Raw genomic sequence first — 14,703 nt, 5'->3', positions numbered from 1 at the left:
CAGCCTTCCTTAAAGATATTCATCAAACCAGCCGGCTATATAGTTTAGGCGGCTGATTCTTAAATTCGGTTTTCCGCTTCTTGAAAGCTCATGATTGGCTTCAGGGAACCGGACAAATTTTGCTGTTTTCTTCCGATGCTTTAAGGCAATGAATAATTGCTCTGCCTGTTCAATTGGACAGCGATAGTCTTTTTCACTGTGCAGAATCAGGAGTGGTGTATTTATTTCATTCACATAAGCAAGCGGAGAGTGTTTCCATAGTTTTTCTATATCATTCATATCACTTTTGATTTGCCAATCAGTAAAATAGTAGCCGATATCACTTACTCCGTAAAAGCTGATCCAGTTGGAAATGGAGCGCTGAGTGACTGCTGCCTTGAACCGGCTGGTGTGTCCAATAATCCAGTTGGTCATAAAGCCCCCATAGCTCCCGCCCGTTACACCAAGCCGTTCTTTATCGATGAAATCGAAGTGCTCAAGCGCGTAATCGACTGCATCCATTATATCCTCATAATCCTTGCCCCCGTAATCTCCTCTGACAGCGTCTACAAAATGCTGCCCATATCCATGGCTTCCCCGCGGGTTGATAAATAAAACCGCATAGCCTTTTGCAGCGAGGCACTGGAATTCATGGAAATAAGAATTGGCATACATAGCATGAGGGCCGCCATGGATCTCTAGCACAAGCGGTGCTTTTTGGCCCTCTTTCAGATGGACCGGTTTCATAATCCAGCCATGCAGGTCCCACTCATCCGAAGATTTAAACTGAATGGGCTCAGCATCTGCCAGCTCCACTCCGCTCAGGAACTCTTCATTGACCTTTGTCAGCTGTTTTAATTCCCCTGTCGGAACATCAAGTAAAAATAACTCCCCGGGAGATGACGGCCTGCTGATGGCTACAACGGCTTTATTGATAGTTCCGCCTGTAGTTAGTCCATATACATGCTGCTGATCCAGCAGGGCAGGATATAATTCCCCATCTAAAGAGCCATAATAAACAACTGTATTGCCATGATCAGTTGCAAGGAAATAAAAGCTTCTGCTGTCCCCTGCCCAAAGAATTCCCGGTGTTACAGCACCCTGCTGGAAATCTCCGATGGCATAATCACCAGCCAATATATCCGATTCTGCAGTCAGGCACTGCAGCTCTCCAAATTCGAGGTTATACACCCATACTTTGGTATGCGTAGCATTTTCGAATTCCCTTTCATGCCCGAACAATCCTATGTGTTGTCCATCAGGGGACCATGCAGCGCTTCCGAAATAACCTTTTCCATTTGTAATCTTTTTCATGTCTTTTGTTTCAAGATGGATGATATACACATCGCTTAGAAAAGAAAAATCCTTATCTTCACTCAAATCTGCCGAAACAGCAACCCATTTCCCATCTGGAGACCAGTCCTGCAATTGGAAATCATGTTCTCCTGATGTCAGCTGCTCCATCTCACCAGTTTCTATATCTATTAATGCAACCTGGCTGTACCTTCCGTTCCAAAAACCATGGGCATCAGATTTGTGTTTCATTTTTTCAATTTCAATCGGAACGGGCTTTTCTTCCTTTTTTTCCTGATTTACTATTATTTCTGCTTCTTCACCTGGTTTTATTGAAAGATTGAAGGCAAGCTTCTTTCCATCAGGGGACCAAACAGGATTTGAAGCACCATTTGCACAATGTGTCAGCTGCCTGGCTTCTCCGCCTGCTTTGCTCATCACATAAATCTGTGACTTCCCGCCTCTGTCTGATACAAATGCAATTAACTCCCCGTCTGGAGACCAGCGGGGTGAATGATTACGGTGTTTGCCGTAAGTCCACTGAACCGGCTTATTGCTTTCAGCAGTATTTATATAAAAAATATTTGAACTATATGTATTTTCCTCTTCAAGCATTCTGGTCTCGACAAAAGCCAAATCATTTCCATTCATGGAAAGCTGCGGATCAGCTACAGATTTTAAATGATAAAGGTCTTCTGATTTAATTGTTCTTTTTTGCGTCATTTATTTCATCCTTTCTAACTGTGCTGTTCTACTTATTTCGACATCAGAAATAAAATCCCTTCCCAATTAACTGCAGGCTGAAACTTTTTTTAATTATTGGAAATGATGAAGTATAACAGTATTTCGACAAATATAGGCTCTTGCAAGATAAAACATTCCTCTGTAAAATTAAATAAGAACATTTGTTCTTTTTTTACTGACAGGATACTATTGATTAAGGGGAGCAGACAATATGACCAGAATTCCTGAGGAAGACCGTAATATCATGGAACAGGCTATTTATCTGCCAATGGTGCTGACCGTTTTAAATAGAGACTCCATTGTCATTAATAAAAGCCCGTTTAAACTTAAGCAGCCTTATCTTGATTTGGTTGAAGAAACAATGAAGGTCATTCAAAGTGAACTCTCTGAGGTAAAACGCTATATGAATAAAAATCAGCTAAAGGTACAGGAAATAAAGAGGGATGAGGCATTTACTATGTTTATGTTCCTGTACAAAGGATATGAGGAACACCATAATTATTTTAATCCCCGTATCCGCAATAAAGTTCAGGAGCTAATGACCTATTATCTCATTAAAAAACCTTTGCCGGGACCAGGGAAAAATCTGAAGGCCAATTAATTTTTGTAATAAGAAAAGCCTGCGCCTAATAAGGTAATATACACGGAAAACAGAAGCATGAAATTCTGCATGCTTCTTGGTTATCCTTCAATTCTAATCCCTTCTCTATTGGTAGGCTCCATTTTTCTCCGAAGCATTCATTAGTTTGGAACCATTCACATAGTACAGTGCCTTTCTCTCTGAATCTTCTATCCTTTTATTCAATGTCGTTTTCAGCAGTGCTGTTCTGAGCACCTGATTATTAAGAGTCGTATGAGATACTGGAATGATAAAGCTTTGCTTATTCTTAAAAACCACTTGTGTTTGTGCGTTTTCCGCTCGCTTGAGGTAATTGATGTGATCCAATGCAATCCAGATGCATTCAGGATTGTTTGGAGAGGCCGTCGGGAAAAAATAAATAAAATTTGTGGGGTCAATCGTTATCGGAGCTTTATGGGTGAAGCCGGTTAATTGGCGTGTACCCTCTTTTCTTCCTTCATAGCTTGATCCAAAATATTTGCAGCTGCTTTTAATTATTTCGATCGGCTTGAAGGGGGAAGTTATTTCATCATCAAGCTCCCAGATTTGCGAATAAACTTTTATACCATAAGAGAGAGGTTTAATAATCATCGTATTTGGATTGATTTCATATTCTTCGATTATTTGAATATTTTGGCTCATATATCTTCATCTCCTTTTTCTATTTCACGCCCGCTTTTCCATATTACCACCAATTTATCTAAAAATTACTAATTTATTCAATAGTTTTGAAATTGTTCACAATTTCGACATTCTCAAAATATTTTCTAATAATTTAAAAAATTTAGTTGAATATTCAAAGGCAATTCCATATAATATTAAAAAGCTCAGGGGTGATTTCCATGAAGGAAAAATCATACACCGAATTAATGAAGACGAGTGGATCTAAGCGGAAAAACCATAAGGAAACTTTTGTACTGGACCTTTACCTTGATATGCTGATTTCCGAGATTCTGCTGAATAATGAAAAAGAAAAGCTGATGAAAAAAGTAGACGCGGCGATTGATGAAGGAAATAAACCGGCATTTATGCATTTTTCGAAGCAGTATAAAGAACTTTCCAAGCGTTTTGGCACTTAAAAAGCCAGTTTGCCCCCGCCAATCAGCGGGGTATTTTATTTTTAGGGGGGAAGGCGAGGTATAATGAACAGCAGGCATTTATTTTTAATGGGCGGAAGCCCTCCATTCGGGCATAAGTTTGGAAGAAGGTTTACAGAACTGGCCTGCGGAGCGGATGGCAAAATAGCTATACTCTATTTGGAAAGGAAAGGCTGGGAGGTGTATATGAATAAGTATACTTCTGCCTTAATTCCTAATGGTGCGAGGAATTTCTGCTATCTGCCGCTTTCCCCTGACCCAGCAGAATCTTTTCTTCAAGAATTGATGTCCTGTTCCGGCATCATTATTGGAGGCGGTGAAACAGAAAATTACAGAAGGTTTATTGTGGATAGTGAAACCGGAGAATGCATTAGGAGAATGTACATGAACGGTATTCCTGTAGCAGGCTTTTCGGCAGGCGCCCTCATCATCCCGGAGCATTGCATCATCCCCCCTATTGATACACCTAAAAGACAGCACCTCTTTTTGAAAGGGATTGGGTTAATCAGTGATTGCGCCATCAGTGTCCATTTAACCAAGTGGAATGAACGGGAAAATCTAAAGGCAGCGGCAGGGAAAGTCAATGCCGCGACTGGTTATGGAATTGACGATGATGCAGGCATCTATTTTCACAATGAAAATTTTGCTGACAATGAAGGCAGTATACATATTTATAAAAATGAAATTTAAAAAAGCAAGCCGTTTGGCCTGCTTTTTTAGCTATAATAAAGCAAATCAGTCTGCTGTCTGCTTCCGTTCTTTCTGCCGCTGTTCCATTTCAAATTCTTCAAGCATAGAAATGCGCTCCAGCATCGTTGGATGCCCATACCGGAATACTTTCACAAGAAGCGGCGGATTTACCTGGCTTAAACCGGCCCGTGTCAGCTCCTGAAATGTTTCTATTGCGGCTTTTGAATCCTTTGTCATTTCAATGGCATAGCGGTCTGCCCTTGTTTCCTGATACCGTGAAACAAGATTGGATAGAGGACTTGAAATAAAGAGCAGCATCGAAAGAATCATCAAAAACAGCGGCAGGGAACGTATATCATTTACTGCAGGAATTTTTAGCGCCCTTCCCCATTTATCTACTGCTTTTTCCATTAATTTAGCTGTCAAATACAGACCCAGCAGAGAAAGCAGCAAGTATCCCCCAATTCCGATGTAAATATGCTTCTCCACGTAGTGGGCCATTTCATGTGCCATGATAAACAGGATTTGATCTTCAGTTAATTTATTCAGAGTTGTGTCCCAAAGAACAATTCTTGAATTTGAGCCGATTCCTGTTACATATGCATTCAGCGCATTCGTTTTCTCGGCCATATCGACCTCAAAGACATGTTCAGCCGGTATTTTAGCCTGATTGGCCAAATCAAGAATTTTCGTTTCAAGTTCCTTGTTTTTCAAAGGATAGAAATCATTATACAGAGGGTCAATGACAACCGGCTGCAGGAACATCATAAATAAGGTAAATGGAACAGACAATAGCCAGGCATAAAGCCACCATCTCTTCCTGCTCTTATTAATCAGCCAGTATAGTACAGACACAATGAGAACCATCATTCCATAATTCACCCAAAAATCAATGAGCTCATCCTTCATCCATCCGCTGAAGCTCTGAGTTGAAATATTATACGTTTTTGAAAGTGAAAAGCTGATGTAGCTTAATGGCATTGTGGCAATAAACGCGAAAAAAGAAAGCCAAATCAAATAGATCGCCGTTTGAAGGAACTTATAGGGTGCAGTCTGATCAGCCCACTTCTTAAAAGCCTTTGATAAGCCAAATAAAAGAATGAATAAATAGAAAATCCATTCAAAAGGTGTAGAAATAAAAAACAGCAGGTTTCTTATTTTAGAATATTCCTCACTGAGCATCAGTTCCCTGCCGTTCAGGAAAGATGCCGGATCTGCCCGTGAGCCTTCATATTCAAAGGGCAGACTGCTGTCAGCAAAATAGAATAAATACCAATAAAAAAATAAACCGTATACGAAAAAGGCCAACGCCCCGTAAAAGCCTAATTTCCTCGCCATCTGATCCCCCCTTATGGTACAACCTTTCTATATTTAGTTTAGTATAAAATTCTGGAATTAGAACTATTTTAATGGGACATTCCAAGTTATTAGCCTATTAGAACAGTTCTATTGAAAAAGCCGGTTCTAGAAGGAACCGGCAAAAGAACATCATAATTATCTTTTCTAAACTAAGAAAGAATATACAGATAACACAGCAATCGAACCTAATACAACAACAATTACATTTGCACCTAATAAGGCTGCCAGAAAAGCAGCAGCTGCCCCTATTATCCCAAACCAAATATCTTCATTTATTAACAGAATGCCAGGAAAAATGAGTGCCCCTAATGTCGCATACGGCACATTCTTTAGTATTCCCTGAACAAATCCGGGAAGCTCCTTTCCCTTAAAAAGCACAAAAGGCAGCAGCCGCGGGATATAAGTAACTGCCGCCATCCCAATAATCATCCACACGATATGGCTACTCATGCCCCTGCCCCCTGTGCCTGTTTTTTACATTTTCAATCCATTCTACTATTACAGCTGATAAAAGCGTGGCCAGTACAATTGCCCAGCCTGTCGATAACGTATTAGTGAAAGTGAAAATTGTGTTAAAACAAGCTGCCAGTGCCGCAAGAAATACAACTTTTGCACTTTTTCTCATAGACGGAACAAGAAGGCCCACAAACATGGCATAAAGGGCAACAGACATGCTTTCCTGCAAGGTTTGCGGAAGGCTTGCACCAATTAGGTGCCCAAGTCCCGAGCAAATGACCCAGCTTGCATAGGAAACCGAGATAAGCCCAAGCATATAACCGCTTGTTACCTTTTCTTCACGTACTGCTGCAACTGAGAAAGTTTCGTCCGTAATCCCAAAAGATAAAATTACCTTGTTTGCAGCCCGTCCATCATCCCACTTTTCGTTAAGAGAGGTTGACATTAAGAAGTGCCTGATATTCACAATAAATGTTGTCAAAACAATTTCAAATATGCCCGTTCCCAATGAAAGAAGGCTCAAGGATATGTACTGTGCTGCTCCTGCAAATACGAGCAAACTCATTAAAGCTGTTTCACCAATTGAAAGACCAGTTGTTTTGGCGAGCAGCCCAAATGTTAAAGCGATGGGTGCATATCCTATCGCGATGCTGATTCCCGACTGCACCCCTTTCCTATACTCCCCGTAAGGCTTGCCGACTGCAAGTTCTGCCATATTGCTCACCGCCTTAAAAAATAAAATACCAGGACTGAAAAATATACTATAATAGACTTACTATTGAAGAATGGGGCATTGATATATTATATTATACATTCGTGCGTTATATTACACAACAAGTTTGGAGGATATAATGGAGAATATTCAAAAAAGTATTGGGGAAAACCTAAGGAATATTCGAAAAACAAGAGGTTACAGTCTCGATGCAGCGGCAGAAATAACCGGGGTCAGCAAGGCAATGCTGGGGCAGATTGAGCGAGGGGAATCCAACCCGACTGTCACTACTCTTTGGAAAATTGCGAGTGGCCTTCAAGTTTCATTTTCCTCACTTATTCATGAGGAACCATCAGATGTCCAACTCATAGAACTGAAGACACTAACTCCAATAATGGAGAGTATGGGCAGGTACAGGGTTTATCCTGTTTTCCCTTTTGACCCCCGCAAGAAATTCGAGATCTTTACAGTCGAAATTGACCCGGGCTGCCAGCATACATCTGATAAACATAATGACGGTGTTGAAGAATATATTACTGTCATGTCCGGAACGCTTGAAATAGAGATAGGAGATCAGAGAATCACTGTCCGCCCCGGCAATTCAATAAAATTCTCAGCAAATAAAGCGCATACATATAAAAATATCGGAGACGATCTGATTCGCTACCAGGCAGTCATGTATTATCCATGAAAAGGTGGCATATCGCTGCGGGCGATATGCTTTTTTACCGGAATATGTCCAAAAACAAACAAGCCGGACAAAGCTAAAAGCCTTTGTCCGGTCTCTTTTTAGATTAATACAGCCTTATCGCTGCTCATTTTCTCTCCACGGATTTTCTGGAATTCTTCAAGCAGTTTTTCGACAGTCAAATCTTTCTTTTGGTCTTCATTTGTTTCAAAAATGATCTGGCCCTTGTCCATCATGATAAGTCTATTTCCCAGGTCAAGTGCCTGCTGCATATTGTGGGTCACCATTAATGTGGTAAGTTTATATGTTTCCACAATTTCTTTCGTAAGGCTGGTAATCAATTCTGCACGAGCCGGGTCCAAGGCAGCGGTATGTTCGTCTAAAAGCAATATTTTAGGCTCTGTGAAAGTCGCCATCAACAGGGATAATGCCTGCCTTTCTCCCCCTGACAGCAGTCCGACTTTTGCTGAAAGCCTGTTTTCCAATCCAAGATGCAGCATTTCAAGCTTTTCCTGGAAAAAATCGCGGCGCTTCTTGGAAACTCCTTTGCGAAGGCCACGCGCCTTAGTTCTCGAATAAGCAATGGCAAGATTTTCCTCTATCGTCATAGAAGGGGCTGTTCCCGCCATTGGATCCTGGAAAACACGTCCAATCAGCCTGGATCTTTTATGTTCCTTCACAAGAGTGACATCAGTGCCATCAACCAGCACTTCTCCTATATCAGGAATCAATTTGCCTGAAATCATATTCATAAGAGTAGATTTTCCCGCTCCATTACTGCCGATAACCGTCATGAAGTCGCCTGGCTTTAAATGAAGATCGATTCTGTGAAGTGCTGTTTTTTCGTCTGGAGTTCCCTCATTAAATACTTTATGAATCTGATTTAATTGCAGCAAGATGGTCACCACTTTTCCCGTAAGCATTTGTTTTTTTCGCTTCTGCCAATCTCCGGCTCTTTCTCTGCTTTTCTTTCTGCTGCTGAATAAGCTTTGGCAGAATCAGCGCACCAATCACGATTACTGCTGTGATTAGCTTCATATCTCCTGTTTCAAGGAATTCTACTCTTAATGCCAGAGTGACTATAATACGATATAAAATGGCTCCTCCGATGACAGCCAGTGTTGCCCGGACAATTGTTTTTGCACCAAAGATTGCTTCTCCAATGATTACAGATGCAAGTCCGATGATAATCATCCCAATTCCCATTCCGACGTCACTGAATCCGTTATACTGTGCCACTAATGCCCCAGAAAAAGCAACCAGTGCATTTGAAATGCCCAATCCGGCTATCTTCAAAAGGTCTGTATCAGCAGAAAAGCTTCGGATCATTGTCTCATTGTCGCCTGTTGCACGTATAGCCAGGCCAATATCTGTCTTTAAGAAAAGATCAATCAATACTTTCACAGCAAAGGCTAATATTAGCATTAAAACTAGAATCCCCCAGGTCTTTGGGATGAAACCCATTCCCAGCGCTCCAAGCAGGCTTTGGATAGCCTGATCAATTCCAAGTCCCTGCCAGAATACTGTAATCTTTGTGATAACCGTTTCCTCAGACAGCAGAGGAACATTTGACTTACCCATAATCCTGAGATTGATAGAGTATAATGCAATCATCATTAATATTCCGGACAAAAGGGCGTTAATTTTTCCTTTTGTATGAAGAAGGCCTGTAAGGCAGCCTGCTGCAAAACCCGCAAGCAATGCTGTCATTGTTGCCAAAAATGGATTGTACCCTCCTACTATCATGACAGCAGCAACAGATGCACCTGTTACAAAGCTTCCATCCACCGTCAAATCGGGGAAATCCAATATTCTGAATGAGAGGTAAACGCCCAGCGCCATTAAGGCATAAATCGCACCTGCTTCAATGGAGCCAAAGATGGCAGTTGGCATAGTAATCTTCCTTTCTATTTAGAAAAGCGTAAGCGCCTTGCTCACCCCCGACAAGCACAAGACGAGCCTCACGGAAAGGCGTCCTTTGCCTTTTTGAGAGGATTGGCTTGTGACCTCGAGGGGGTAGGCGCTGAAGCTAGACAGTTATCGAGTAGAAAAGCGCTATTTATTTGCTGAAATTACTCCACAAACTCAGCTAGCTCGTTCCATTCCTCTTTTAAGTCAATGCCCATTTCTTCTGCAGCCTTTTTATTGATTACCAGCTTTAGGTTCTGCGGATATTGGACAGGCAGTTCGGATGGCTTCTTGTCTTCTTTTAAAATTTTTGCCGCCATTTCCCCGGCTTCATATCCGATATCCTCATAATCAAACCCGTAAGCAGCAAATCCCCCGCGTTTAACAGAGTCCAGTTCTCCCACGAAAAGCGGGATATCATTGTCGTTTGATACTTGAATGACAGATTCCAAAGCGGAAACGACCGTATTATCGGTAATAATATAGATGGCATCTGCTTTTCCGACAAGTGATTCTGCAGCCTGTTTCACTTCAGAAGAATTGGATACGGTAGCTTCGGCCAATTTCATATCTGTACCTGAAAGAGCTTCCTTCACCTTTTCAATCTGCACCTCTGAATTTTGTTCACCGGAATTGTAAATAACACCCACCGTTCCAGCCTCAAACTGTTCCTCTATAAATTTAACCATGTTGGGTATCGCATCAGGATGCGTATCTGTTGTACCAGTTATATTTCCTTCAGGTGAATCCATTGATTTTACTAATTGCGCACCGACTGGATCAGTTACTGAAGTAAATACTATTGGTATATCCTTCGTTGCATTGAGTGCACTTAATGCACTGGGGGTAGAGTTGGCAAAGATCAGGTCTACTCCATCTCCGGCAAAATTATTGGCAATGGATTGATTATTATTCTGGTCCCCCTGGGCAATCTGGACATCGTAGCTTGCTTCAATGCCTGAATCCTCTAATGCCTTTTTAAAACCCTCCAGTGCCGCATCTAACGAAGGATGCTCGACAATCTGCGTAACTCCTATATTAATTGACTCTTTCTTTTCTTTATCCGATGAGCCGGCTTCGCCATTTGTACTTTCACTTCCGCAGCCGCTTAACAGCAAAGTTCCTATAAGACCTGCCGCAGCTATTGCTTTAAATGGTTTTATTCTCTCTAACATACTAGATGATCCCCCTCTTATCTCTATCTTTTCACTTCAACACTTTTATGCTTTTATGCTTTTATTCACTAAATTATATAGTCAATAGCTGTATGATTCAAGATATTTTTTAATAATTTTCAAAAAATTATTATTTTAATAGAAAAGACACAGCAAAATTCTGCCGTGTCCCATTACTTGCTTATTCATTTTATTTTCCTTTAAACTCAGGTTTTCTTTTTTCAGCAAAGGCTGAAAGAGCTTCAACTCTATCTTCTGTTGGGATAATGACTTCATATGCCTTCCTTTCAATCTGAAGCCCAGTCTGCAGATCGACGCCCATGCCATGCTTTACAGCAAATTTGGCCTGCTGAAGGGCAAGCGGGCCGTTATTAAGCATTTGTCCGGCAAATTCAAAACAATCATTCAAGAGATTTTCTTTTTCAGTCACTTTAGTTAGGATGCCGTATTCAAGCGCTTCTTCAGAAGTAAGCCTTTTAGCCGTTAAAATTAATTCAAGGGCTTTAGCCTGGCCAATCAGTCTTGGCAGCCTCTGTGTGCCTCCTGCACCCGGTATTATGGCTAAGCTTGTTTCTGTAAGTCCCATGGAAGTGCCGGAAACTGCAATGCGGAAATCGCAGGATAGAGCCAGTTCCATCCCCCCTCCGAAGGCAAAACCATTTATAGCAGCGATAGTAGGCTGCGGTAGCTGATCAACCAGGGAGAATACCTCACCTATTTTATATACATTCCTGCGTACTTCCTCATCAGATAGTGTCCTGCGCTCTTTAAGATCCGCTCCGACGCTGAATGCTTTTTCTCCAGCCCCTGTAAAAATAACAACACGAACATCATGACTGGTGCGCAGTTTTTCAACTGATTCCTGGAGCTCCGACAAAGTTTCATAATTAAAAGCATTCATTGCATCAGGGCGGTTAATCGTTACTACCGCAATATGACCTTTTTTTTCGACTGCAATAGAACTCATATGTATCTCTCCTCTTTCTTTTGCTACCTAATAATTCGATAAATTTCGCGAAAACCCTTTCAAATTTAGCAATTCAACTGAAGAATAGAAAAGGACAGACACATGCCATGTCTGCCCTTAAAAGCCTATTTAGCCTGAAGAATCTGATTCTTCAATGCCCTTCGTAAGATTTTGCCAGTTGTATTCTTTGGAAGCTCCTCTAAAAATTCGATCGATGATGGCACTTTATATCTAGCCAGATGCTCTTCACAGTATGCAAGCAGCAATTCTTCAGTCAGCTGGGGATTATTTGTTACTACATAACACTTTACCGCTTCACCCAGATTCGGGTCAGGCACGCCCAATACAGCAGCTTCTACAACCTCCCTGTGATTATAGAGCACCTCTTCTACTTCCCGCGGATACACATTATAGCCGCCGACTAAAATAAGGTCCTTTTTACGGTCAACGATATAAAAATAGCCTTCCTCATCCCTTTTTGCAAGGTCTCCTGTATAAAGCCAGCCATCACGGATTGTGGCCGCGGTTTCTTCCGGCAGCTTGTAGTACCCCTTCATTACGTTTGGCCCGCGTACGATCAATTCACCAACTTCGCCAACAGAAACTTCCTCTCCCAATTCATTTACGACTTTATTCTCAACGTTCATAATGGATTGCCCGATCGAGCCTGCTTTACGCGGTTTATCAAGCGGATTGAAGCATGTCACCGGGGAGGCTTCTGAAAGACCGTATCCTTCCGAGACAATGACATTGAATTTTTTCTCAAAGCCATGAAGAAGTGCAACCGGCATGGCAGCACCGCCTGATATGCACAGCCTTAACGATTTCAGATCTTCCGGATTGCCATCTTCATACTGAAGAAGGAAATTGTACATGGTCGGAACTCCGGCAAAAACAGTAGGGTCATATTTTTTTGCGAGCCTGAAAACCTCTTTCGGGCTGAATTTTGGATCTATTAAAATGGTAGCCCCATTCATCAGAGGTGCATTGAGAGCAACCGTTAAACAGAAAACATGGAACATAGGCAGAGTAGTAATAACCCGGTCATTCTCATTCATGTGTAAATAGTCACTTACATCCTTTGCATTGCTGTAGAGGTTTTTATGTGTAAGCATGGCACCTTTTGGCTTTCCTGTCGTACCGGATGTATATAGGATAACGGCTGTATCATCTTCTTCGAGTTCAGGGCCTTTAAACCCAATATCTCCTGAAGCAATTAATTGTGTAAACGATTTCATTTTTGAAAAAGCAGATAATGCAGACAGATCCTGTTCTGAAGCTTGTCCCTGGGGTGTATCACAAATAATATAGTTTTCCACCTTTGGAAGCGCCTGATGCATCTTCTCAATTAAAGGCACTAATAGATCAAGCGTAACAACCGCTTTGACATCACCATTATTTACAATGTAGCCAATTTCATCTGGTGTATAGATTGGGTTTATCGGTATAACAGTTGCTCCAAGCCGCAGTGCACCATGCAGGCCGATGACAAAATGCGGTGAATTCCCCAGTAAAAGAGCGATATGATCTCCTTTTTTCACTCCCAGCTTTGAAAGCCCTTCCGCAAATTTGGTTACAGCACCATCAAGCTCCGCATACGTACTGGACTGATCCATAAAATAATAGGCAGTCTTATCGCCCATCTTAATCGCCGTTTCATGCAGCTGCTCTGTTAAATTCATTTACACTCCCCCTATAATGAATGAATAGTCATTCATTTTTATTAAATAAAGTGAAACTTCAATCAGCGGGGAGTGCTTTTCTCCCTGCTGATTGTTAGTTGAACCAATCGGGCCTTTACGGGCAGTTTGACCCTCACTCATCCTCCTTTGATTCCTCTGAGTCTGAAGGGGGGTCTTACTGCCCGTTAGACTGCGATAAATTTTCTAAATATATTATATTGAAAGAAATTTTTGTATTCAAGTAGGAAAGCGAATCTTTCACAATTTCTTTTTTTACAGGGTGACTGGCTCGCAAGACCTTCTATAAGAATAAGAAAAGCCGGCATTATGCGAGCTCTCTCTTATTAATACACCAGGTTGAAGAATTCTTCTTTAGTCACATTACCGAAGTAATGCTTAATTTCCACTCCTTCAAGAGCCTTTTCAATCTCTGTCTTTTCATAGCGAATTCCTGTCAGCTTGTTTTCAATTTCATTTACATCGCCAACCCCAAAGAAGTCCCCATATATTTTGCATCCCTCAATTTTTCCTTTTGTGACATTAAGTCTGATATCAATTTGACCAACTGGGAAGCGATGTGAATGCTGGAGATCAAATTTAGGTGATCTTCCATAATTCCAATCCCAGTTCTGATAGCGCTCCCTGGACAGCTTGTGAATTCTTTCCCAGTCTTCATCCGTAAGCTTGTACTCCGGAATTTCATCTAAATGCCCAAAGATATTCTTTAGAAGCAAAGTGCGAAATTCTTCAATCGTGATTTTTTCGTCCAGGAACTCCGAGATATTAGCAACCCGGCTTCGAATTGATTTAATGCCCTTTGATTCAATTTTATCCTTCTTTACCTTTAGCGCTGAAACGACACTTTCAATTTCGGAATCAAACAAGAGAGTGCCATGGCTAAACATTCTCCCTTTAGTGGAAAACTGGGCATTCCCGGATATTTTTCTGCCTTCTGCCATCAGATCATTCCGGCCGCTTAATTCAGCATTCACACCAAGCTTCTGCAAAGCTTCTGTAACTGGTTCGGTAAACTTTTGGAAGTTGTGAAAGCTATCACCATCATCTTTTGTAATAAAACTGAAGTTGAGATTGCCTAAATCATGATAAACGGCCCCTCCTCCAGATAGCCTTCTGACAACATGGATGCCATTATCCTCAACGTATTCCGTATTAATCTCTTCTACTGTATTCTGGTTTTTTCCGATAATAATGGAAGGTTCATTAATATAAAACAGCAAATAGGTTTCTTCAATATCAAGATTCTTTAGTGCATATTCCTCAATAGCAAGGTTAATCCTGGGATCTGTAATTCCCTGGTTGTCGATAAAAAGCAT

At 41.3% G+C, this 14,703-nt stretch carries 16 protein-coding genes; 4 read left to right on the top strand and 12 right to left on the bottom strand.

Going from position 1 to position 14,703, the window contains the following annotated elements:
* Positions 1-9 precede the first annotated feature (9 nt).
* Positions 10-1,995: a S9 family peptidase gene (locus tag PBF_RS03260; RefSeq protein ID WP_035327051.1), complete on the bottom strand. Its 1,986-nt coding sequence runs from the start codon at positions 1,993-1,995 to the stop codon at positions 10-12.
* A gap of 232 nt (positions 1,996-2,227) precedes the next feature.
* On the opposite strand from PBF_RS03260, the gene PBF_RS03255 reads away from it, so the two are divergent.
* On the top strand, positions 2,228-2,617 hold the full coding sequence (locus tag PBF_RS03255) for a hypothetical protein (RefSeq protein ID WP_035327049.1): 390 nt from the start codon (positions 2,228-2,230) through the stop codon (positions 2,615-2,617).
* Between the two features lie 105 nt (positions 2,618-2,722).
* Here PBF_RS03255 and PBF_RS03250 read toward each other — a convergent pair whose 3' ends face one another.
* Positions 2,723-3,277, bottom strand: coding sequence for a competence protein ComK (locus PBF_RS03250; RefSeq protein WP_035327047.1), 555 nt, complete (start codon positions 3,275-3,277; stop codon positions 2,723-2,725).
* Between the two features lie 200 nt (positions 3,278-3,477).
* On the opposite strand from PBF_RS03250, the gene PBF_RS03245 reads away from it, so the two are divergent.
* Entirely contained in the window at positions 3,478-3,714 is a 237-nt protein-coding gene (locus tag PBF_RS03245; protein WP_035327045.1) for an IDEAL domain-containing protein, read from the top strand.
* 63 nt (positions 3,715-3,777) lie between these two features.
* Positions 3,778-4,422 (top strand): Type 1 glutamine amidotransferase-like domain-containing protein, encoded by a 645-nt coding sequence (locus PBF_RS03240; protein ID WP_035327043.1) that lies wholly within the window; start codon positions 3,778-3,780, stop codon positions 4,420-4,422.
* A 45-nt stretch (positions 4,423-4,467) separates the two neighbouring features.
* Here the strand turns inward: PBF_RS03240 and PBF_RS03235 are convergent, their stop codons facing one another.
* The 3 genes from PBF_RS03235 to PBF_RS03225 all read right to left on the bottom strand — a co-directional run bounded on the left by PBF_RS03235 (position 4,468) and on the right by PBF_RS03225 (position 6,952).
* On the bottom strand, positions 4,468-5,760 hold the full coding sequence (locus PBF_RS03235) for a M48 family metallopeptidase (RefSeq protein ID WP_035327040.1): 1,293 nt from the start codon (positions 5,758-5,760) through the stop codon (positions 4,468-4,470).
* Positions 5,761-5,925: 165 nt separating this feature from the next.
* Complete coding sequence (locus PBF_RS03230) at positions 5,926-6,231, bottom strand: AzlD domain-containing protein (protein ID WP_035327037.1); 306 nt, start codon at positions 6,229-6,231, stop codon at positions 5,926-5,928.
* Positions 6,224-6,952: an AzlC family ABC transporter permease gene (locus PBF_RS03225; protein WP_035327035.1), complete on the bottom strand. Its 729-nt coding sequence runs from the start codon at positions 6,950-6,952 to the stop codon at positions 6,224-6,226. The genes PBF_RS03230 and PBF_RS03225 overlap by 8 nt, the downstream gene beginning before the upstream one ends.
* 136 nt (positions 6,953-7,088) lie before the next feature.
* Here PBF_RS03225 and PBF_RS03220 point away from each other — a divergent pair, with 136 nt between their 5' ends.
* Positions 7,089-7,640, top strand: a complete 552-nt coding sequence (locus PBF_RS03220; RefSeq protein WP_035327033.1) for a helix-turn-helix domain-containing protein — start codon at positions 7,089-7,091, stop codon at positions 7,638-7,640.
* Between the two features lie 98 nt (positions 7,641-7,738).
* On the opposite strand, the gene PBF_RS03215 is transcribed toward PBF_RS03220, so the two are convergent.
* The 7 genes from PBF_RS03215 to PBF_RS03190 all read right to left on the bottom strand — a co-directional run bounded on the left by PBF_RS03215 (position 7,739) and on the right by PBF_RS03190 (position 14,703).
* Positions 7,739-8,533 (bottom strand): ABC transporter ATP-binding protein, encoded by a 795-nt coding sequence (locus PBF_RS03215; protein ID WP_035327031.1) that lies wholly within the window; start codon positions 8,531-8,533, stop codon positions 7,739-7,741.
* Positions 8,508-9,530, bottom strand: a complete 1,023-nt coding sequence (locus PBF_RS03210; protein ID WP_035327029.1) for an ABC transporter permease — start codon at positions 9,528-9,530, stop codon at positions 8,508-8,510. The genes PBF_RS03215 and PBF_RS03210 overlap by 26 nt, the downstream gene beginning before the upstream one ends.
* A 179-nt stretch (positions 9,531-9,709) precedes the next feature.
* Entirely contained in the window at positions 9,710-10,720 is a 1,011-nt protein-coding gene (locus PBF_RS03205) for an ABC transporter substrate-binding protein (RefSeq protein ID WP_035327028.1), read from the bottom strand.
* A 190-nt stretch (positions 10,721-10,910) separates the two neighbouring features.
* The gene (locus PBF_RS03200; protein WP_035327026.1) at positions 10,911-11,687 is read right to left on the bottom strand and encodes an enoyl-CoA hydratase-related protein; all 777 of its coding nucleotides are present in this window, start codon (positions 11,685-11,687) and stop codon (positions 10,911-10,913) included.
* Between the two features lie 125 nt (positions 11,688-11,812).
* A complete protein-coding gene (locus PBF_RS03195) occupies positions 11,813-13,369 on the bottom strand; it encodes a fatty acid--CoA ligase family protein (RefSeq protein ID WP_035327024.1) in 1,557 nt (518 codons plus the stop codon).
* A complete protein-coding gene (locus tag PBF_RS26375) occupies positions 13,370-13,510 on the bottom strand; it encodes a hypothetical protein (RefSeq protein ID WP_200870004.1) in 141 nt (46 codons plus the stop codon).
* A gap of 203 nt (positions 13,511-13,713) precedes the next feature.
* A complete protein-coding gene (locus tag PBF_RS03190) occupies positions 13,714-14,703 on the bottom strand; it encodes a lipoate--protein ligase (protein ID WP_035327014.1) in 990 nt (329 codons plus the stop codon).

The sequence above is a fragment of the Cytobacillus firmus DS1 genome (assembly GCF_000565285.1).
In the GTDB taxonomy this organism is placed as follows: Bacteria; Bacillota; Bacilli; order Bacillales; family Cytobacillaceae; genus Cytobacillus; species Cytobacillus firmus_A.
The sequence above is the reverse complement of the archived record's forward strand: the minus strand, read 5'-3'. Positions and strand labels throughout refer to the sequence as shown.